Consider the following 20,061-nt stretch of genomic DNA (forward strand, 5'->3'; position numbering starts at 1 on the left):
CTGTATATCATCTTCAAGCCCAATATTCCAAAGCTGAGCCGCTCCAATCTGCACCGGTGCTTGCAACATCACGGATTGTCGCGCTTACCCAAGAATGAATCCGATGGCCAAAAAGGTAAAAAACATTCAAACAATATCCGGTTGGCTTTGTCCATATCGACATCACCGAGGTGCGTTGTGAAACCGGCAAGCTGTACCTGTTTGTCGCCATCGACCGCAAAACCAAATATGTTTATGCAGAACTTCATCCGCGTATGACGCAGAAAACCGCCGTTTCTTTTCTGCGCAACCTACAACAAGATTGTGTGTTTAAAATCACCCATATCCTAACGGACAACGGTGCGCAGTTTACCTACAACTTGCTGAGCCAAGCACAACGGCCTGATAAGGAGCATCCGTTTGACGAGCTTTGCCGGCATTTGGGCATTGAGCACCGTACCACGAAATTCCGTCATCCATGGACGAACGGGCAGGTGGAGATTACCAACAAGATGCTGAAAGAGGTAACGGTCAAACGCTTCCACTATGAGCATCCTGACGAACTTAAACGGCACTTGATGGTATTTTTGCTGTATTACAACCATCAACGCCCCTTACGGTCGTTGAAGTACAAAACGCCTTGGCAGGCTTTGGAAGATTGCTATAATCTAGAGCCTGAATTGTTTCGTGAAAATCCATTCCAGAAGATTATGGGTCTTAACAGGTAACCACATCACAATGCACCCCAATAAAACCGTACTGTGGAAGTTGCGTTTGAGCTTATCGTAACGGCTGGCAATCGCTCGGAAATGTTTCAAACGGCAAAAGGCATTCTCTACCAAATGCCTGATTTTATATAAATACCAGTCCATGTCTTTATTTTTCTCTTTCCTATTGCTTTTATAGGGAATATTGGCTTTCGCACCGCTTTGCTCTATTTGCTCCCTGAGCCGGTCTGAATCGTAACCTTTGTCCGCATTAACCAACTCAGTTTCGGCAAGGTTGATGTTGTCAAGCAGCTCCGGTGCAACGGTGACATCATGGATATTGCCCGCAGTAACGATAACCTCAATCGGATTGCCTGCAGCATCTACAGCCAGATGAATCTTGCTGGTTCTGCCGCCTCGGCTCATACCGATTGCGCGATCCTCTTGTGCACTGAGCGCTGAGGCGCAGTGTTGGTGGGCACGGATATAACTGCCGTCTATGGCTACCCACTCCAAGTCACTCTCTTGGCTGAGCTGTTTCAAGATTGCAGTAAAAATGCCTTTTTCTGACCAACGGTTATAAGCGGTATAAACAGTATGATACTTGCCGAAATACTCGGGTAAATCCCGCCACGGTATGCCGGTTCTTATTCTGTAAAGTATGCCTTCAAGAATTCTGCGCAAATTGGGTTTGCTATAAATACCCAAATCACGCAGAATAGGTAACAGCTTCGTCCAATGTTCATCTTCGAGTAGTGTACGGGGCATCGCAGGTGTATTGGGGGGGTGTGAGAACTTCCTTTTATGCCTGCGTTTCTTTTTTATTCAAGGGTATGACAAGTAATTGTGAACAGACCCTAGATTTTGAGCAGAAAAGTCTGCGTTCAAGGCGAAAAGCACAGCAAGGTTGAACACCTTGCGCGCATTTTCAACGCAGAAAGCGGGCTTTTAAGCCAAAATAGGGCCACGCGATGAAATGTGAACAAACCCTAGGGTCTGTTCACAATTACTTGTCATAAAGGTAACCACATCACAATGCACCCCAATAAAACCGTACTGTGGAAGTTACGTTTGAGCTTATCGTAACGGCTGGCAATCGCTCGGAAATGTTTCAAACGGCAAAAGGCATTCTCTACCAAATGCCTGATTTTATATAAATACCAGTCCATGTCTTTATTTTTCTCTTCCCTATTTCTTTTATAGGGAATATTGGCTTTCGCACCGCTTTGCTCTATTTGCTCCCTGAGCCGGTCTGAATCGTAACCTTTGTCCGCATTAACCAACTCAGTTTCGGCAAGGTTGATGTTGTCAAGCAGCTCCGGTGCAACGGTGACATCATGGATATTGCCCGCAGTAACGATAACCTCAACCGGATTGCCTGCAGCATCTACAGCCAGATGAATCTTGCTGGTTCTGCCGCCTCGGCTCATACCGATTGCGTGATCCTCTTGTGCACTGAGCGCTGAGGCGCAGTGTTGGTGGGCACGGATATAACTGCCGTCTATGGCTACCCACTCCAAGTCACTCTCTTGGCTGAGCTGTTTCAAGATTGCAGTAAAAATGCCTTTTTCTGACCAACGGTTATAAGCGGTATAAACAGTATGATACTTGCCGAAATACTCGGGTAAATCCCGCCACGGTATGCCGGTTCTTATTCTGTAAAGTATGCCTTCAAGAATTCTGCGCAAATTGGGTTTGCTATAAATACCCAAATCACGCAGAATAGGTAACAGCTTCGTCCAATGTTCATCTTTGAGTAGTGTACGGGGCATCGCAGGTGTATTGGGGGGGGGTGAGAACTTCCTTTTATGCCTGCGTTTCTTTTTTATTCAAGGGTATGACAAGTAATTGTGAACAGACCCTAATACCCATCCTACAAAATAAACCTCACTGCGTTGGCTCGCCTACGCGCCACGCAAGCGATTTTGTAAGGTGTAGGCGCGCCAAGCAAATTCTGTTCCGTACGTGTGTACTGTCTGCGGATCAGCTCGAAGAAAGCGATTTACTAGGGTGCTAAAGCACCAAGTAAATCAGCTCCGCCTTGTTATCTTAGTCTGTAGAATGGGCATAACTTCACCCCGGCAGCCACCACCATGCAACTGCACAACATCGCCTACTATCCGGTTAAATCCATGCGCGGCATCCACACCGATGCCGCCACCATCACCCCGCAAGGCGTCACCCACGACCGCGAATGGCTGCTCAGCACACCCGACGGCATGTTTATCACCGCCCGCAATGTGCCCGAGCTGCTGTTGTGGCAAGCCACACCCGATGCACACGGCCTCACCCTTACCACACCCGATGGCGAGCGCCGCCATATCCCCCATCCCGATAGCCGCAGCAGTGCCACCGTCAAAGTGTGGAATGATGTGTTTTGCGCACACCCCTGCGATGAAGACAGCGCCGCCTGGCTGAGCCAAAAAATCGGCCAGCCCTGTCGCCTGCATTATCTGGGCAACAGCAGCCGCATCTTGTCGCACAGCCAGCAGCCCTTATCGTTTGCCGATGGCGCGCCCTATCTGCTCACCAACATGGCTTCACTGGCCGAACTAAACCGTCATTTGGCCGCACCTGTGGGCATGGATCGCTTTCGCGCCAATCTGGTGATTGATGGCGATACGCCCTATGCCGAAGACGGCTGGCGGCACATCCGTATCGGCACAGTGACATTCGAGCTGTTCAAGCCGTGCAGCCGCTGCGTTATGATTACCATCGACCCGCTCACCGGCGCCAAATCGCCACTGGCCGAGCCCTTGCGCACCTTAGCCAAAACCCACCGCCTGCCCGAAGGCGCCTGCTTCGGCGTGAATATGGTGGCCTTGAATAGCGGCAGCGTAACGGTGAGCGATACCATCACCATTTTAGATTAAAGGAAACCTTCATGAGCAAATCCACAACTTGGACCGAGCAAGTACAAACCATGCAAGACGCCTACGCCCGTTGGATGGCATTATTGCCGCAATTACAGGCCGCCCAACAACAATGGCAAGCCGCCCAAGCCGAATTGCAACAACTGAAAACATATTATTTCAGCCCAGAATGGCAGCAACACTACGAACAACTGGCAGAACAAGAAGGCGAAGACGGCGGCATCGACACCGGCGAACACTATCATGTGTTGTCGCAAGATGCCTTGTGGGATGCCTTTAGCGAAGAACGCGCCTTGGCATGGCAATGGATGCGGCTGGCGATGGAGGTATTGGATACGGAAAGCAACAACGCCGATTAAATGCAGCAAAGAAACAAAATAGCTGAATATATGCATCGGCTATCAAGGCTGCCTGAAATGTAAAACCGTTATTGCCAGACTGAATTTGGCAATCCATGCGCAACTATAGTGAAATGCATAACAAAGTGCTACGGCGTTGCTGTGCCTACGCGCTACGCGAACGACTTTGTAAGGCGCTAAAGCGCCAACAAACTCAGTTCCGTACTACCTGTACTGTCTGCCGCTTCGCGCCTTGTATCACTTATATATTGTCCCCCATAACGTCGGGGCTTGACAAATCTCAATTGTTTTAAATTTCAAAGCCCCTTTAATTTAAATCTAAAGTTGAGGGGCTTTAATCATGTCAGAACGTAAATATCCCTGTCTTGTTTTATGCAATGATTCATTCGGTAATCATGTAGCTATTTTATATCTTGAAGAACTTCGTTTTTCTGTTGTTTATTCCTACGAAGAGACTTTTCCCTTGCTGTTGAATATTATACCAATTCTCTAAATTAACATACAATAGACCAAGCCCTAGAGGTAATCGACCGAATCAATTCAAGCTGTACACGCAACCGATTCCAAGCCGCACAAGCAGCATCTACAATCGCATCATAACCATCAAAGCATCGGTTCGATAAATCATGCTGCTTTAAATACTGCCATATCTGTTCAGACGGATTCAACTCCGGTGAATACGGCGGCAATTTCAGCATCGTCACGTTATGTAGGTTTAAATCGGCTTGATGCCATAAAGCGCCATCCATAACAACCACTGCATGACGACCCTCCGGTACTTCCTTGCTGATATGCTGCATATGTAGCTGCATGGCTTGCTTATTTACATACGGCAATACCAAACCCACACTGTTGCCGTTTGAGGGGCAGAATGCCCCAAATAAGTAGGCAGACTCAAATTGCTGTTGGCGTACGACCCTCGGCCTTTGGCCGCAATAGTGCCAAACCCGGGTGATGGATCCTTGCTGGCCGATACGGGTTTCATCTTGAAACCAGATGTCTACGTCAGACAACTCAATGTGTTCAGGCAGCACTGTCCGAACATGGTTTACGAAGTTTTTTAAAATCATCCATTGCCTGCTGATTCGCTTTGGGATGCCGGCTGCGGGCAGATACCCAGCTGATGCCGATGCGGGACAATAAGCCGTAAATGCCTTTCGGTGTGTAGTCGGTATTAAAGTCTTCCTTGGCAATACGGGCAATATCAACAGCAGTCAGCCTGCCGCCGCCCCTTTGCTGTTGTTGTTCTACAATGGCTTGCTTAAAGGCTTCGATGTCTTTTTCGGCCAACAGGCTTTTGCGGCCTCTGCCGGGTTTGTCGTAGATGCTGTCCAGCCCATACAGCCAATAGTGCTTTCTGATGACGCTGATGCTTTGTTGATGATAGCCGAAGGTTTGTGCAATGCTGTCTAAGCTGTGACTCAAGCTCAGTTGATGCAGCATCAGCAATTTGATCCGTGCTCTCGGATTTGACTCTGTTTTGGACAGTTTTAAAAAATCATGATCAGTCAGCTGGTGTTTGCGGGGTGTTAGGTTCTGTTCACAATTACTTGTCATGCCCTTGAATAAAAAAGAAACGCAGGCATAAAAGGAAGTTCTCACACCCCCCCAATACACCTGCGATGCCCCGTACACTACTCGAAGATGAACATTGGACGAAGCTGTTACCTATTCTGCGTGATTTGGGTATTTATAGCAAACCCAATTTGCGCAGAATTCTTGAAGGCATACTTTACAGAATAAGAACCGGCATACCGTGGCGGGATTTGCCCGAGTATTTCGGCAAGTATCATACTGTTTATACCGCTTATAACCGTTGGTCAGAAAAAGGCATTTTTACTGCAATCTTGAAACAGCTCAGCCAAGAGAGTGACTTGGAGTGGGTAGCCATAGACGGCAGTTATATCCGTGCCCACCAACACTGCGCTTCAGCGCTCAGTACTGCGGGCAATATCCATGATGTCACCGTTGCACCGGAGCTGCTTGACAACATCAACCTTGCCGAAACTGAGTTGGTTAATGCGGACAAAGGTTACGATTCAGACCGGCTCAGGGAGCAAATAGAGCAAAGCGGTGCGAAAGCCAATATTCCCTATAAAAGAAATAGGGAAGAGAAAAATAAAGACATGGACTGGTATTTATATAAAATCAGGCATTTGGTAGAGAATGCCTTTTGCCGTTTGAAACATTTCCGAGCGATTGCCAGCCGTTACGATAAGCTGAAACGCAACTTCCACAGTACGGTTTTATTGGGGTGCATTGTGATGTGGTTACCTTTATGACAAGTAATTGTGAACAGACCCTAGTTTGGGCATGGTGGTGTTTAGGAGTTTGGGCTTGGGTTTTATTGTATTGTATTTTGTAGAATTGGTATAACTTGATTCGGCAATCGACGGTGAAAATAAACCGACACCGCAGTAATACAAAACAGCATCAATATCATTGATTTTAAAACAGATGATATATTCTGCAATTTCCTGTCAATGGATTGCCGAATCAAGTTCGGCAATGACGGCTTTACGCTTCAGGCAGCCTTGATATACAACTGCGTAACTTCAGTTAATAAATATATGATTTTATTTTTTGCTTAAAATACAGGCGGCATATTTTCAGAACATCACTTAAGCTGTCTCCTATGAAATCGGGGCGGTTCAGTTTGTAGGCTTCAATGGTTATGATAGCCAACCGGTATCGGCTAATCGCTTGAATAAGGTATAATGTTGATTATATTTATTAAATAGATTAGGGTCTGTTCACAATTACTTGTCATACCCTTGAATAAAAAGAAACGCAGGCATAAAAGGAAGTTCTCACCCTCCTCCAATACACCTGCGATGCCCCGTACACTACTCAAAGATGAACATTGGACGAAGCTGTTACCTATTCTGCGTGATTTGGGTATTTATAGCAAACCCAATTTGCGCAGAATTCTTGAAGGCATACTTTACAGAATAAGAACCGGCATACCGTGGCGGGATTTACCCGAGTATTTCGGCAAGTATCATACTGTTTATACCGCTTATAACCGTTGGTCAGAAAAAGGCATTTTTACTGCAATCTTGAAACAGCTCAGCCAAGAGAGTGACTTGGAGTGGGTAGCCATAGACGGCAGTTATATCCGTGCCCACCAACACTGCGCCTCAGCGCTCAGTACTGCGGGCAATATCCATGATGTCACCGTTGCACCGGAGCTGCTTGACAACATCAACCTTGCCGAAACTGAGTTGGTTAATGCGGACAAAGGTTACGATTCAGACCGGCTCAGGGAGCAAATAGAGCAAAGCGGTGCGAAAGCCAATATTCCCTATAAAAGAAATAGGGAAGAGAAAAATAAAGACATGGACTGGTATTTATATAAAATCAGGCATTTGGTAGAGAATGCCTTTTGCCGTTTGAAACATTTCCGAGCGATTGCCAGCCGTTACGATAAGCTCAAACGTAACTTCCACAGTACGGTTTTATTGGGGTGCATTGTGATGTGGTTACCTTTATGACAAGTAATTGTGAACAGACCCTAATTACTCGGCATAAAATTAGAGTTAAGTTTATATCAAAGCAAAACGCAGCAACGCAGTATTCGCTGTAATTTAATCTACGCTTTAACTACTGAAAGGTTATGATGAATTTAGGTAAACCGCAGTACCAACAGACCAATAGGTTGGATTTTTACACCAAGCTAAGAAGCTGCTCGCATGTATTATTATTTTTAATGGCGCCGCTGTACATCAGCAAAAGTGATGCCGGGGTGGTTCGGCATGATATTGACTATAACGAATACATTAAGTTTGCCCATAATGCCGGAAAATATGCAGCCGGTAGTGTAGATGTACAGGTTTATACCAAAGATGGCCAGTTAAGCACCGGCAGCATTCAAGGAGATGGCAGCCGCAGTATTCCGCTGATGCCTGACTTTCAAGGGGTTTCCGATAAAGGCTTTGCCACACCGGTGAGCCACAATATTGTGGTTACTGCTGCCCATATGAAAGAGCTTTATAACAATGATACTTACGGGCGGCGCTTTTACCGTTCGGATTTGCCGCTTTTCCATAACAGCAATGAAGATAAAGCGGCAAATTATCTTAAATTTATTCTGCCGCAAGACAAAATTGATGCGAATATTCTGGGGCATGAGCAAGATTTGGCTTTTGCCAATGGCGCACCCTACCGCAATAATGAAGACATCGGTTTTGATACCAGTATCATCCGCATGAGCAAAATGATTTTTGATGCGGTACCTTATGGCTTGGTGGACTCCTTTTCATCTGTGGCGGTGGGCGATTTAATTGCCCGCAACGGCGCGGGGGTGTTTATCCAGCCGCTTACCGATCCCTACACCGGCACCGCAGTCAATGTGGTTGCCAACAGCTATACGTATCTGCATGGCAGTTTGGCTGATGTTAAAACCATCAACGAAATGCAATTAGGCCAGAATGTTTCATACCAGCTGATGCCGGATGCTGCTACTGTGCTGGACAGCAGCAGCATGCCCGGCGACAGTGGTTCCCCTGTGTTTTGGTGGGATAAAGACAAGCAGCAATGGCTGCTGCTGGGCGTGAATTCGCAAGGGGGTAATAATGCGCGCGGCTATGGCAAAATAGGCATTATGCAATACCTGCCCAACTTGACCAATATATTGAAAAACCGCACTACTACCCAAGAAGTTAGCAATAATCAAACTATTCAAATTGAAAACAAACGTGTTGATTCTTTTAATGACGTAGCGCACTTCAAATTTCTTTCCGGCCAGAGCGAAGATGCGACGTTGGATTTATACAAGCATTATGCATTGGGCTCCTACATGATGGGTGCGAATCCGAAAGTGAAGGATTTGTATTTAAAAAACAACGATAAAAACGGCACTGTTCATCTGCAAATCAATGGTGATACCGACATTGGTGCCATTCCGCTGTATTTTGAAACCAATGCCACCATCGGCGGCAACGGCAAATTCGACTTAAGCGGCATGTCGGTGGCCGAGGGCAACACCGTTACATCCACCCTTACTCTGGCCCCCGGCACTGATTGGCGCAAAGTAGGTAAAGGCACTCTGCGCCTGCAAGCAGAAGGCCGCGGCCACGGCAGTGTGGCCATTGGTGACGGCACGCTGGAATTGGCTAATCAAGGCGTGGCGGCAGACAAAATCATGATGGCCACCGGCCAAGCCACCGTAAAACTGCTGGGTGAAAACCAACTCAACAACAACGAAATTTATTTTGGTGTTCGCGGCGGTAAATTTGATTTGAACGGTCACGCATTAAACTTTAATGATATTTATCACTTAGACCGTGGTGCCAATATTGCCAACGATAATCCAGCACAGAAATCAACCTTCACCTTCAGCGCCAACGAAGAGCGCAACTACTTAGGCAGCTTCAACGGCAATTTAGATGTTGTATACGCTCCTGCGGCAGCATCGGAAAGCAATATTTGGCACTTGCGCGGTGACAGTAATATTCAAGGTGAGTTGCAGGTAAAGCAAGGGCGGGTGAATTTTGTCGGCGACAAACTGACTTATGGTACTGCCTTGGCGGGCGGCATCGGCACCACCCAAATGGATTACCTGCGCCGCGAATGGCGGCCAAGTACCTTTCAAGCCAACAGCATCAGTGTAGATAAAGGCGCTGCTTTAGGTATTGGCCGTGCCGCCACCGTACAGGCCGACAACATTACCTTGGCCGGCAATAACCGTGTAAGCCTGTTTATTGACGATGCCGAGGCCAACCGGCATGACTCCGCTACGGCAGCGGTAAAAGGCAACCCTTTTCTGGATCCAAACTTCCACAATCCGCTGCTCAAAGCCAATTTAAAGTTTAATGGCAGCGGCAACAGCCTGAATTTTAATACCCCGGTCGACTTCACCAATACCTTTACCGGCGGCATCAGCGGCCAAGCCGACATCCACGCTTCAGGTAGCGGCCAAGCTGTTTGGAACAATACCGCCACTAGTGTTTTGCAGAGCCGCATTACTACGGCTGCCGACACCGCTTTGCAAATCAACAACCAAGCACCGATGGATTTAACCCTTACTTCACCTGTAAATAAAGTTGAATTCAACAACCACAACCAAGCTACTTGGCGCTTTGGGCCGATGGTGGCTGAATTGGGTGCCCAAGCGCGCATTAACTTGGCACCCGACAGTCGTTTTACTTTTGCCGCAGATCAAGACAGTATCCCCCACTACAATGTGGCTGTTAACGGCAGCATCAATGGCATTGCCGACGGCAGCATTTTGCCGCAGCTTACTTTGGCGGGCGGTGCAGGTACATTTGATTTTCAGCAACCGCGTTTAAATACTGATTTACGCTTGCAAAACGGCTCTTTGGGCTTAAAGAAAGCCCTAACGGTGGCAGGTAATTTTGAAGCAGATACAAATGCGCCTTTAAGCACCTTGGTGTTTGGCGATATCGGCCGTGATACCATCACTGCACTGAATGCACAAGATTATGAAATCAACAATAAGCTGGTGATAGAAGGCAAAGCCGGCGGCAGTGTACAGCCCCTGTTTACATTGCGCGACGATGTACAAGCCATGCTGGCCGACCCCATGAAAAGCCTGACCTTTGTGACCTATAAATCCGGTAGCTTAGGCTTTGAGAATGCACCCCGCATGGTGAACAAAGGCTTGGAGTTTGGTTTTCAGCAGGATAACGGCCATACTTACGTGGCAGAAACAAAAGAGCTGTCGGCAGCAGAGAATGCAGCGGCTCAGGCAGCAGCAGAGAATGCAGCGGCTCAGGCAGCAGCAGAGAATGCAGCAGCTCAGGCAGCAGCAGAGAATGCAGCGGCTCAGGCAGCAGCAGAGAATGCAGCGGCTCAGGCAGCAGCAGAGAATGCAGCGGCTCAGGCAGCAGCAGAGAATACAGCGGCTCAGGCAGCAGCAGAGAATGCAGCGGCTCAGGCAGCAGCAGAGAATGCAGCGGCTCAGGCAGCAGCAGAGAATGCAGCGGCTCAGGCAGCAGCAGAGAATGCAGCGGCTCAGGCAGCAGCAGAGAATGCAGCGGCTCAGGCAGCAGCAGAGAATGCAGCGGCTCAGGCAGCAGCAGAGAATGCAGCGGCTCAGGCAGCAGCAGAGAAGGCAGCGGCTCAGGCAGCAGCAGAGAATGCAGCGGCTCAGGCAGCAGCAGAGAATGCAGCGGCTCAGGCAGCAGCAGAGAATGCAGCGGCTCAGGCAGCAGCAGAGAAGGCAGCAGAAGCAGAAGCAGCAGAGCCACCGGTAACCCAAACCAAAGTTCGCCTCACTGCCAAAACTGCGCCTGAGATGGGGGAGTATTTAACGCTGATTGGCAGTGCTCGTAATGTATTGAATATCAATCTGCATGATGTTCAGCCGGGTGCGGCTATCAGCTACGAAGGCTATTATGAGCGTGACCACTATCAGAATGTTTATGATTTCAGCAGCAAAGTTCACGGTAAGGGGGTGGTGTTCCACGCGGCAGACCGCAATGAAAATTGGGAGGGCGGGATTCAGTTCAGGCTGGCCGATTTGAATACGCAAACCGAATCTGAAAATGTGCGTTTGCGTTCAAGTACCAAGCTGGCTTCTGTGATTGGCCATGCCGGATATTATGTCGACCAATTCAAGTTTTATGGTGCATTGGGCGTGGCCAAGGCGCGGTTTAAAACAGATGTTGAAGATATAAGTGCATCTGCGCAAGCGGTTACCAGCATGAACAATCGCTTTTCTTCCACCGGGGTATTTGCCAAAGTAGGGCTTAGCCACAACCACTCGCTCGGTGCTGTCAGCCTGAAAGAGTATATTGGGGTGTCTTACAACAATCTTGGTTTGGGCAATCTGACCGACCGCAATGGTGATGTGCTGCAGATTAGCGATAAGCGCCCATTAAGTACGGAGCTGGGGCTGGCCGCAGACTGGCGCAATGATAAATGGCTGCTGAATGCAGGCATCGGTGTTAGTCGTGATTTAGGCAAGCTCGAAGTCGGCTATGCCGATAGCGAATACAGCCATTCGCGCGGTACTGGCAAGCTGAAAATGAATCTGGACTTCGGTGCCCAATATCAAGCGGCAAAAAATCTTTATTTAACCCAAAATATGAAAATGGCTTTTAATAATCAAGATTTCAGCAATGTTATTCTGAATTTAGGTATTAAATACCGCTGGTAAGCAGCATTGATTGGTAGTAACAAAACAACGGCTCTATTCGGCATACCGCATGGCGGTGTGGCGAATAGAGCCGTTTTAGGGTCTGTTCACAATTACTTGTCATAAAGGTAACCACATCACAATGCACCCCAATAAAACCGTACTGTGGAAGTTGCGTTTCAGCTTATCGTAACGGCTGGCAATCGCTCGGAAATGTTTCAAACGGCAAAAGGCATTCTCTACCAAATGCCTGATTTTATATAAATACCAGTCCATGTCTTTATTTTTCTCTTCCCTATTTCTTTTATAGGGAATATTGGCTTTCGCACCGCTTTGCTCTATTTGCTCCCTGAGCCGGTCTGAATCGTAACCTTTGTCCGCATTAACCAACTCAGTTTCGGCAAGGTTGATGTTGTCAAGCAGCTCCGGTGCAACGGTGACATCATGGATATTGCCCGCAGTAACGATAACCTCAATCGGATTGCCTGCAGCATCTACAGCCAGATGAATCTTGCTGGTTCTGCCGCCTCAGCTCATACCGATTGCGTGATCCTCTTGCGCACTGAGCGCTGAGGCTGCGGCGCAGTGTTGGTGAGCACGGATATAACTGCCGTCTATGGCTACCCACTCCAAGTCACTCTCTTGGCTGAGCTGTTTCAAGATTGCAGTAAAAATGCCTTTTTCTGACCAACGGTTATAAGCGGTATAAACAGTATGATACTTGCCGAAATACTCAGGTAAATCCCGCCACGGTATGCCGGTTCTTATTCTGTAAAGTATGCCTTCAAGAATTCTGCGCAAATTGGGTTTGCTATAAATACCCAAATCACGCAGAATAGGTAACAGCTTCGTCCAATGTTCATCTTTGAGTAGTGTACGGGGCATCGCAGGTGTATTGGGGGAGGGTGAGAACTTCCTTTTATGCCTGCGTTTCTTTTTTATTCAAGGGTATGACAAGTAATTGTGAACAGACCCTAATCCCCTTCCGGCAATGTGGCCGAGCCCATGCGCCGTAAAATCACATTGGCTTTGCCGCGCCAGCTGCGGTTGTTCGGGTTGTCGGCATAAAACAAAGGCCGTGGCACGCGGGCGGCCAGTTGGGCGGCTTGTTGCGGGCTGAGCTGTGCCGCGCTGCGTTTGAAGTAATGCTGGCTGGCCGCTTCGGCGCCATAAATGCCGTAGCCCCATTCAATCACATTCAGATAAAGCGCAAAAATGCGGTCTTTATCGGTGGTGGCTTCGAGCATGGCGGTAATCGCCGCTTCTTCGGCCTTGCGCACATAGCTGCGGCTTTCATTTAAAAACAGGTTTTTCGCCAATTGCTGGCTAATGGTGGAGCCGCCAGCCCGCACCTGCCCGGCGCGTTGGTTTTTCTTCATCGCCAAGCGGATGCCCGCCCAATCAAAGCCGCCGTGTTCGGCAAAATTGGCGTCTTCCGAGGCAATCAGTGCTTTTTTCAGATTTACCGAAATCTGCTCATAAGGCACCCAGCGGTAATCCAAATCAACATCCGGTTTTTCCGCCGCCAATTGCCCCATACGCATTTGCATAAAGGCGGTGGAATGCGGTGCCACCGCGCGGTAGGTGAGGATGCTGCCGTAAACATAGGCGTTAAACACCACCACTGCTGCCAGCGGCAAGGCCAGCAGCCATTTCAGCCAGCGCATATCGGCTCCATTTCTGCGCGGATTTGCGCCACCACCGGCGCAATCTCGGGGCTAAAGCCGCGCCATAAAGCATACGCCGCCGCCGCTTGCGCCACCAACATGCCCAAGCCGTCGGCCACTGCGGCGGCACCGCAAGCGCGGGCATGAGCCAAAAACGGCGTGGGTGCGGCGGCGTACATCATGTCGTACACCAATTCGGCCTTGGCCAATACCGCATCGGCCAGCGGCGGTAAATCGCCGTTGAGGCTGCCTGAAGTGGCGTTGATCACCACATCAAAGCGCTGCGCCGCCACGGCGGCATATTCCGCCCAGTGCACACCTTGCTCTGCCGCCAATTGCCGCGCTTTATCCGCCGTACGGTTCACCACCGTGAGCGCCTGCGGTTGCGCGGCCAGCAAAGCACCAACGGCACCGCGAGCGGCACCGCCCGCACCCAACAGCAAAATGGTTTTGCCCGCCAAGGCATGGCCGTGTAAATCAACGATATCGCGCACCAGCCCTTCGCCATCGGTGTTGTCGCCCAAAATGCGGCCATCGGGCTGCTGATATAAGGTGTTTACCGCACCGGCGGCTTGGGCGCGCGCCGACAACACATCGGCGGCGGCATAGGCTTCGGTTTTAAACGGCACGGTTACATTGGCACCCACGCCGCCACCACGGAAAAAATCAGCCAAGGCTGCCTGAAAACCATCCAGCGGTGCCAACACCCGCTCATACACCATAGGCAAGCCTTGTTGGCGGGCAAAGGCCTGATGAATCTGCGGCGAGCGGCTGTGGGCAATCGGGTTGCCGAATACGGCATATTCCAGCATGGGTTTCCTTTTGGCTGTCCGGCAAGGGCAAAAGCGGTATTATGCGGCACGGCGGTTTTTTCGACAAACGGATTTGGGCATGGCTGCCAACCCCGTCCATACCGGTTAAAACATCTGAAAATCGGATATAAACCGATTTTTCGTATTTTTATATTTATATTTTTCAATTATTTAATCATATATCTTTATAATCGAAACATCTTTTTGCATCGCGGCATTTTTTTCAGCCCCGGCTTATGGCAGAATCGTTGGCATGTTGTTATTTTCATCACCATTACGGGAGTGCATCTATGTCCATTCAAAATGTGGTCAACCTGATTGAAGAGTTCCAAGTCAAATTTATCGACTTGCGTTTTACCGACACCAAAGGCAAGCAACAGCACGTTTCCCTGCCTGCGCGCATTGTATTGGAAGACCCGGAAGAATGGTTTGAAAACGGCCAAGCGTTTGACGGCTCCTCTATCGGCGGCTGGAAAGGCATTCAAGCTTCCGATATGCAGCTCAAACCCGATGCGGCCACCGCCTTTATCGATCCCTTCTACGACGAGCCCACACTGGTGCTCACCTGTGATGTGATTGACCCGGCCAACGGCCAAGGCTACGACCGCGACCCGCGCTCCATCGCCAAACGCGCCGAAGCCTATTTGAAATCGTCTGGCTTGGGCGACACCGCCTACTTCGGCCCCGAGCCGGAATTCTTTGTGTTCGACGGCATCGAATTTGAAACCGATATGTCCGGCACCCGCTACAAAATCCACTCCGAAGAAGCCGCTTGGTCTTCCGGCAAATCCTACGACGGCCAAAACACCGGCCACCGCCCGTTTGTAAAAGGCGGCTATTTCCCCGTAGCCCCGGTGGATTCCGGCCAAGATTTGCGCTCGGCCTGCACCCTGATTCTGGAAGAAATCGGCATTCCGGTGGAAGTACACCACCACGAAGTGGCCACCGCCGGACAAATGGAAATCGGCACCCGCTTCAACACCCTCACCCGCCGTGCCGACTGGACCCAAGATTTGAAATACGTGATCCAAAACGTGGCGCACAACTTCGGCAAAACCGCCACTTTTATGCCCAAACCGATTATGGGCGACAACGGCTCCGGCATGCACGTGCACCAATCGATTTGGAAAGACGGCCAAAACCTGTTTGCGGGCGACGGCTATGCCGGCTTGTCTGATGTGGCACTGTACTACATCGGCGGCATCATCAAACACGCCAAAGCGCTGAACGCGATTACCAATCCGTCCACCAACTCCTACAAACGCCTGGTGCCGCACTTTGAAGCGCCCACCAAACTGGCTTATTCCGCCAAAAACCGCTCGGCTTCCATCCGCATCCCACATGTGGCCAGCAGCAAAGGCCGCCGCATCGAAGCGCGCTTCCCCGATCCGATGGCCAACCCCTACCTGTGCTTTGCCGCACTCTTGATGGCGGGCTTAGACGGCATCCAAAACAAAATCCACCCGGGCGACCCGGCCGACAAAAACCTCTACGACCTGCCGCCGGAAGAAGATGCCTTGGTGCCCACCGTATGCGCCTCTTTAGAAGAAGCATTGGCCGCCCTGAAAGCCGACCACGAATTCCTCACCCGCGGCGGCGTGTTCAGCCAAGACTGGATCGACAGCTACATCGCCTTTAAAGAAGAAGACGTACGCCGCATCCGCATGGCACCGCACCCGCTGGAATTTGAAATGTATTACAGCCTGTAAAACGGCGGTAATCAAAGGCTGCCTGGAAGCGAATTTGTGCTTTCAGGCAGCCTTTTTAGTGCTCTCAATCTCAAACATAAGCCAACATCCATTTAATTCACCCTTTAAAGTTAAAGCGATATTGGTTGATGCCCAATTCTAAATAGAACTTCTAAATAAGATTAAGACATATCCCTTGCCTTTTCAAAGGCTGCCTGAAAGCCGTGTGTATAAAAAAGTAAAGCCGCCTGCCCGCCAAGGCGGCGATGCTGCTGCTTTGCTATAATCCGCGCTTATCTCTCAGCCCTGCCGCCTGCTGCGGCGCGATGCCAGCCCCTCATGAATATAGTGCAACGTTTTTTCGCCCTGCTCACCTTATTATTGTGTACCACCGCCTTTGCCGTAGACGGCAGCCGCCTGCTGCCTGCCGAGCAAGCCTTCGTACCGCATTTAAGCGTCAACGACCAAGGCATTGATGTGCGCTTTGAGTTAGCCGACGGCTATTATCTGTACCGCAGCAAAATCGAAGCCGCCACCAATCCCGATGCCTTGCTGGGCGAGCCCACGTTCAGCAGCGGCAAAGAAAAAACCGATGATTTTTTTGGCACTCAAGAAGTGTATTACCACCAAGCCGGTGCCCATTGGCCGTATCGCCAGCCCGGCCAAGGTATCAGCCACACCCTTACGCTGAGCTATCAAGGCTGTGCCGATGTGGGCGTGTGTTATCCGCCGGTGCAAACCACCTTTGAAATCAACGGCAACGGCGAATACAGCCCGCCCGTCGTCAAGCCCGCCAATCCGTTTTTACAGCCAGACAACAGCCTGCCGCGCACACCGGCCACCAATCCCGCCAGCAGCCGCTTCACGCTGTCGTGGGATACCCTCAACGCCAATTTATTGGCGTTTTTTGTCGCCGGTTTGGGCTTAAGCCTCACCGCCTGCATGTATCCTTTGCTGCCGATTGTGTCGAGCATTATCGTGGGCGACCAAAGCGGCAGCAAGCGCCGCGCCTTCACCTTATCCATGGTGTATGTGCAAGGGCTGGCGCTCACCTACACCTTGGTGGGCGTGGTGGCCGGTTTGAGTGGTGCGCTACTCACCGTGTGGCTGCAACAGCCGTGGGTGGTGCTCAGCGCCGCCGCCATTATGGTGGTGTTGGCGCTGGCCATGTTTGATGTATACAGCCTGCAACTGCCTGCGCGGCTGCAAAGCTTCTTTCATAATCAAAGCAACAAACTTTCCGGCGGCAAAATTGCTTCCGTGTTCGGCATGGGCATGTTTTCCGCGCTGATTGTCGGCCCTTGCGTGGCACCGCCGCTGGCGTTTGCGCTGGGCTATATCGGCCAAACCGGCGACGCCGCTTTGGGCGGCATTGCCCTGTATGCGCTGGCGATGGGCACCGGCGTGCCGCTGATACTGGCGGGCACCTTTGGCGGCCATATCCTGCCGCGTGCCGGTGCTTGGATGAACGGCATCAAATACGCCTTCGGGGTGATTTTGCTGGCGGTGGCAGTGTATATGGCCACCCCGTTTCTGCCCTATGCTGTGGTGGTGGGCGCCTACAGCCTGCTGATGATTATTCCGGCCGGTTTGCTGCTCACGCGCAGCCGCCGCTTGGCAGGCAAACTCAAACCCGCCGCCACGATTTTGGGTGTGCTATTAATGGCAGGCGGCATTTACTTCGCCGCCCAAAGCAGCCGCTTATACAGCACCGGCCTACACCGAGCGCTGAGCATCACCCCGCCCGGGCAAGTGCATTTCGGCCGCACCTTCTTCCATCCCGATGATTTGAATGCCGCCAAGGCCGCCGCATTTGCGCAAAACAGCCAAGCGCCGATATTGGTGGATTTCTATGCCGACTGGTGTGTGTCGTGCAAGGAAATGGCCGCTTACACCTTTAACAATCCGGAAGTTCAGGCAGCCTTAGACGAGCAAAGTTTTTTCCAAATCGATGTCACCGCCAACACCCCGGCACAACAAGCCCTGCTTAAAGAATACGGCCTTTTCGGCCCGCCCGGTCTGTTTGTGGAATATGCAGACGGGCGCCGCAGCGAGCCATTGCTGGGCTTTGCGCCACCGGCGGCATTTTTGGATTGGTATCGGCAACAAACGGCACAGCCTTAAATAGGATGCCATTAAAAAACCGCCGCTGTGATGCTTACTCACAGCGGCGGTTTTTTTATCTATGCTGCCTGAAACTTAAACCCGTCATTGCCAAGCCGGATTCGGCCATCGATTGGCACGCCTACACACATCATTCAGAACGAATTGATTTGATAAAAACGCAAGCCATAAAAAAATCCCGCCCTCAGGCAGGATTTTTTATTTTTTGGCGCGGCGGACGGGGCTCGAACCCGCGACCCCCGGCGTGACAGGCCGGTACTCTAACCAACTGAGCTACCACCGCGCATGTTTTATGCCAAGGCACAAAACAAAAAACTGGTGGGTGATGACGGAGTCGAACCGCCGACATCCTGCTTGTAAGGCAGGCGCTCTACCAACTGAGCTAATCACCCCGCGTTTGTTAAGGCGCGTATTTAACCATAAGCGGCCTTTGTGAACAAGTTTTTTTTCACCACTGCGGCCGATTTTGCATTAACAGGCTGATTCGGTTTAACAAATAAACAACATTTTTTGCCATTCAAGTTTCATGCTTTCAGGCAGCCTGAAACTTGCTACCCAATTCAAGGATTGTGCAGGGTAATCATCGCCACTTCGGCGCGAGTGCCGATGCGCAGCGGCACGCCCCACAAGCCATAGCCGCTGGACACCACCAAATGGCGGCCGTTAAGCTCGAAATGGCCGTAGTCGTAGGTTTGGAAACGGCGCACCAGCCAAGTGGCCGGCCAGACTTGGCCGCGGTGGGTGTGGCCGCTTACTTGCAAATCGATGGCTTCGCGGCTATTGCGCAGCGCTTCGGTGGGTTGGTGGTCAATCACCACCACCGGCAGCGGGCTTTGGCGCAGGGTGTCATTCATTAAAGCAGACAAGGGCAGGCGGCCGGCTTCCACATCATCGCGCCGCCCCACCAGCCACAGGCGGTTGTGTACCTTGCGCATTTCATCGCGCAGCGGCACCACACCGGCGTCGCGGATATCGTGCACAATATCGCCTTGCACGCCGCGATAATTGTCGTGGTTGCCCAAGGTGGCATACACGCCCAAAGGCGCCTGCAAGCGGGCAAGTGCGGTTTGCATGTTTTGCCGGCGGTATACATCGGGCAAGTCGTCCATCACATCACCGGCAATCAGAATAATATCGGGCTGCTCTTGCGTCATAATATCGGCCAGCTTGTGCAACTGGCGCTTGCCTACCCATTGCCCCAAATGCAAATCGCTCACCAGCGCGATTTTCAGCGGCTGCGCCAACGGTTTGCTGATGCTTAAATCGTAGCGCACCACCTGCGGCGAATACGCACTCCACCAGCCCAGCCCCAGCCAGCCGACAAACAACAGCGGCGCGCCAATGCGCACCCAGCGTGCGGCCTGCACAGCAGGGCGGCGCAGCAGCCGCAGCAGTGCATAAGCCGCCAGCGCCAGCACGGCGGTAAGCGCGGCGTAAAACACCAACATCAACACCATGCCGCCGCTTTTAAAGCCCATCGGCCCCAGCCGCAACATGCTGGCCGCCAGCACGCCATTGAGCGCCAGCCACAGCAACAGCATGGCACTGCGGCGGCCAAAGCGCTGCCAATAAGGCTTAAGCCACCAGCCCACGGCGGCCACCACCGCCAATAGTGAAGCCTGATAAACGAGGATTAAGGTGAGGAAAAAATAAGTTCGGTTCATGGTGATTGAATTAAATAAGCAAAGGCGTTGCCGATAGAACGATGCTTAAAAATGGGGCAATCGGCAGCAAACACAAGTATTTGCCGG

The 20,061-nt window shown here is 50.8% G+C and carries 15 protein-coding genes, 2 tRNA genes and 1 pseudogene; 8 read left to right on the forward strand and 10 right to left on the reverse strand.

The features are described 5' to 3' along the window. Positions 1-155 precede the first annotated feature (155 nt). Entirely contained in the window at positions 156-707 is a 552-nt protein-coding gene (locus JQU52_RS13495) for a DDE-type integrase/transposase/recombinase (RefSeq protein WP_328301438.1), read from the forward strand. Here JQU52_RS13495 and JQU52_RS13500 read toward each other — a convergent pair. Continuing rightward, the gene (locus JQU52_RS13500; RefSeq protein ID WP_230338982.1) at positions 648-1,454 is read right to left on the reverse strand and encodes an IS5 family transposase; all 807 of its coding nucleotides are present in this window, start codon (positions 1,452-1,454) and stop codon (positions 648-650) included. The genes JQU52_RS13495 and JQU52_RS13500 overlap by 60 nt on opposite strands. Before the next feature lie 245 nt (positions 1,455-1,699). Next, a complete protein-coding gene (locus JQU52_RS13505) occupies positions 1,700-2,458 on the reverse strand; it encodes an IS5 family transposase (protein ID WP_230338983.1) in 759 nt (252 codons plus the stop codon). 321 nt (positions 2,459-2,779) lie between these two features. On the opposite strand from JQU52_RS13505, the gene JQU52_RS13510 reads away from it, so the two are divergent. Beyond that, the gene (locus JQU52_RS13510; RefSeq protein ID WP_230338984.1) at positions 2,780-3,559 is read left to right on the forward strand and encodes an MOSC domain-containing protein; all 780 of its coding nucleotides are present in this window, start codon (positions 2,780-2,782) and stop codon (positions 3,557-3,559) included. Between the two features lie 11 nt (positions 3,560-3,570). Beyond that, positions 3,571-3,918 carry a DUF4298 domain-containing protein gene (locus JQU52_RS13515; protein ID WP_230338985.1) on the forward strand — a complete coding sequence of 116 codons (348 nt, stop codon included), beginning with the start codon at positions 3,571-3,573 and terminating at the stop codon, positions 3,916-3,918. Between the two features lie 494 nt (positions 3,919-4,412). On the opposite strand, the gene JQU52_RS13520 is transcribed toward JQU52_RS13515, so the two are convergent. Further along, entirely contained in the window at positions 4,413-4,988 is a 576-nt protein-coding gene (locus JQU52_RS13520) for an IS630 family transposase (protein ID WP_230338986.1), read from the reverse strand. Next, positions 4,942-5,361, reverse strand: a complete 420-nt coding sequence (locus tag JQU52_RS13525; RefSeq protein WP_230338987.1) for a winged helix-turn-helix domain-containing protein — start codon at positions 5,359-5,361, stop codon at positions 4,942-4,944. Before JQU52_RS13525 ends, JQU52_RS13520 begins: the two co-directional genes overlap by 47 nt. A 179-nt stretch (positions 5,362-5,540) precedes the next feature. Here JQU52_RS13525 and JQU52_RS13530 point away from each other — a divergent pair, with 179 nt between their 5' ends. From JQU52_RS13530 to JQU52_RS13540, 3 genes are all read left to right on the forward strand, one after another. Beyond that, positions 5,541-6,200, forward strand: coding sequence for a transposase (locus tag JQU52_RS13530; protein WP_230338988.1), 660 nt, complete (start codon positions 5,541-5,543; stop codon positions 6,198-6,200). Positions 6,201-6,752: 552 nt separating this feature from the next. After that, positions 6,753-7,412 carry a transposase gene (locus JQU52_RS13535; RefSeq protein ID WP_230338989.1) on the forward strand — a complete coding sequence of 220 codons (660 nt, stop codon included), beginning with the start codon at positions 6,753-6,755 and terminating at the stop codon, positions 7,410-7,412. Between the two features lie 122 nt (positions 7,413-7,534). Continuing rightward, positions 7,535-12,040, forward strand: coding sequence for a S6 family peptidase (locus JQU52_RS13540; RefSeq protein WP_230338990.1), 4,506 nt, complete (start codon positions 7,535-7,537; stop codon positions 12,038-12,040). 99 nt (positions 12,041-12,139) lie between these two features. On the opposite strand, the pseudogene JQU52_RS13545 reads toward JQU52_RS13540, so the two are convergent. The 3 genes and pseudogenes from JQU52_RS13545 to aroE all read right to left on the reverse strand — a co-directional run bounded on the left by JQU52_RS13545 (position 12,140) and on the right by aroE (position 14,498). Continuing rightward, positions 12,140-12,904 (reverse strand): annotated as a pseudogene (locus JQU52_RS13545) (IS5 family transposase). A gap of 89 nt (positions 12,905-12,993) precedes the next feature. Then, positions 12,994-13,686, reverse strand: coding sequence for a monofunctional biosynthetic peptidoglycan transglycosylase (gene mtgA, locus JQU52_RS13550; RefSeq protein WP_230338991.1), 693 nt, complete (start codon positions 13,684-13,686; stop codon positions 12,994-12,996). Beyond that, complete coding sequence (gene aroE / locus JQU52_RS13555; RefSeq protein ID WP_230338992.1) at positions 13,674-14,498, reverse strand: shikimate dehydrogenase; 825 nt, start codon at positions 14,496-14,498, stop codon at positions 13,674-13,676. The genes mtgA and aroE overlap by 13 nt, the downstream gene beginning before the upstream one ends. A 290-nt stretch (positions 14,499-14,788) precedes the next feature. On the opposite strand from aroE, the gene glnA reads away from it, so the two are divergent. Continuing rightward, positions 14,789-16,207, forward strand: coding sequence for a type I glutamate--ammonia ligase (gene glnA, locus JQU52_RS13560; RefSeq protein WP_230338993.1), 1,419 nt, complete (start codon positions 14,789-14,791; stop codon positions 16,205-16,207). Between the two features lie 318 nt (positions 16,208-16,525). Continuing rightward, positions 16,526-18,310, forward strand: coding sequence for a protein-disulfide reductase DsbD (gene dsbD / locus JQU52_RS13565; RefSeq protein WP_230338994.1), 1,785 nt, complete (start codon positions 16,526-16,528; stop codon positions 18,308-18,310). A gap of 206 nt (positions 18,311-18,516) precedes the next feature. Here the strand turns inward: dsbD and JQU52_RS13570 are convergent. From JQU52_RS13570 to JQU52_RS13580, 3 genes are all read right to left on the reverse strand, one after another. Continuing rightward, positions 18,517-18,593, reverse strand: a tRNA-Asp gene (locus tag JQU52_RS13570). A gap of 33 nt (positions 18,594-18,626) precedes the next feature. After that, a tRNA-Val gene (locus JQU52_RS13575) sits at positions 18,627-18,702 on the reverse strand. Between the two features lie 168 nt (positions 18,703-18,870). Continuing rightward, entirely contained in the window at positions 18,871-19,974 is a 1,104-nt protein-coding gene (locus JQU52_RS13580; protein ID WP_230338995.1) for a metallophosphoesterase, read from the reverse strand. Between the last annotated feature and the right edge of the window lie 87 nt (positions 19,975-20,061).

The sequence above is a fragment of the Paralysiella testudinis genome (assembly GCF_016894345.1).
Taxonomy (GTDB): Bacteria; Pseudomonadota; Gammaproteobacteria; order Burkholderiales; family Neisseriaceae; genus Paralysiella; species Paralysiella testudinis.

What these genes read in the sequence shown, in the direction of transcription:
- JQU52_RS13500 (WP_230338982.1), bottom strand. Translation starts at nt 1,454, where the DNA reads ATGCCCCGTACACTACTCGAAGATGAACATTGGACGAAGCTGTTACCT.
- JQU52_RS13505 (WP_230338983.1), bottom strand. Translation starts at nt 2,458, where the DNA reads ATGCCCCGTACACTACTCAAAGATGAACATTGGACGAAGCTGTTACCT.
- JQU52_RS13510 (WP_230338984.1), top strand. Translation starts at nt 2,780, where the DNA reads ATGCAACTGCACAACATCGCCTACTATCCGGTTAAATCCATGCGCGGC.
- JQU52_RS13515 (WP_230338985.1), top strand. Translation starts at nt 3,571, where the DNA reads ATGAGCAAATCCACAACTTGGACCGAGCAAGTACAAACCATGCAAGAC.
- JQU52_RS13520 (WP_230338986.1), bottom strand. Translation starts at nt 4,988, where the DNA reads ATGATTTTAAAAAACTTCGTAAACCATGTTCGGACAGTGCTGCCTGAA.
- JQU52_RS13525 (WP_230338987.1), bottom strand. Translation starts at nt 5,361, where the DNA reads ATGCTGCATCAACTGAGCTTGAGTCACAGCTTAGACAGCATTGCACAA.
- JQU52_RS13530 (WP_230338988.1), top strand. Translation starts at nt 5,541, where the DNA reads ATGCCCCGTACACTACTCGAAGATGAACATTGGACGAAGCTGTTACCT.
- JQU52_RS13535 (WP_230338989.1), top strand. Translation starts at nt 6,753, where the DNA reads ATGCCCCGTACACTACTCAAAGATGAACATTGGACGAAGCTGTTACCT.
- JQU52_RS13540 (WP_230338990.1), top strand. Translation starts at nt 7,535, where the DNA reads ATGATGAATTTAGGTAAACCGCAGTACCAACAGACCAATAGGTTGGAT.
- mtgA (WP_230338991.1), bottom strand. Translation starts at nt 13,686, where the DNA reads ATGCGCTGGCTGAAATGGCTGCTGGCCTTGCCGCTGGCAGCAGTGGTG.
- aroE (WP_230338992.1), bottom strand. Translation starts at nt 14,498, where the DNA reads ATGCTGGAATATGCCGTATTCGGCAACCCGATTGCCCACAGCCGCTCG.
- glnA (WP_230338993.1), top strand. Translation starts at nt 14,789, where the DNA reads ATGTCCATTCAAAATGTGGTCAACCTGATTGAAGAGTTCCAAGTCAAA.
- dsbD (WP_230338994.1), top strand. Translation starts at nt 16,526, where the DNA reads ATGAATATAGTGCAACGTTTTTTCGCCCTGCTCACCTTATTATTGTGT.
- JQU52_RS13580 (WP_230338995.1), bottom strand. Translation starts at nt 19,974, where the DNA reads ATGAACCGAACTTATTTTTTCCTCACCTTAATCCTCGTTTATCAGGCT.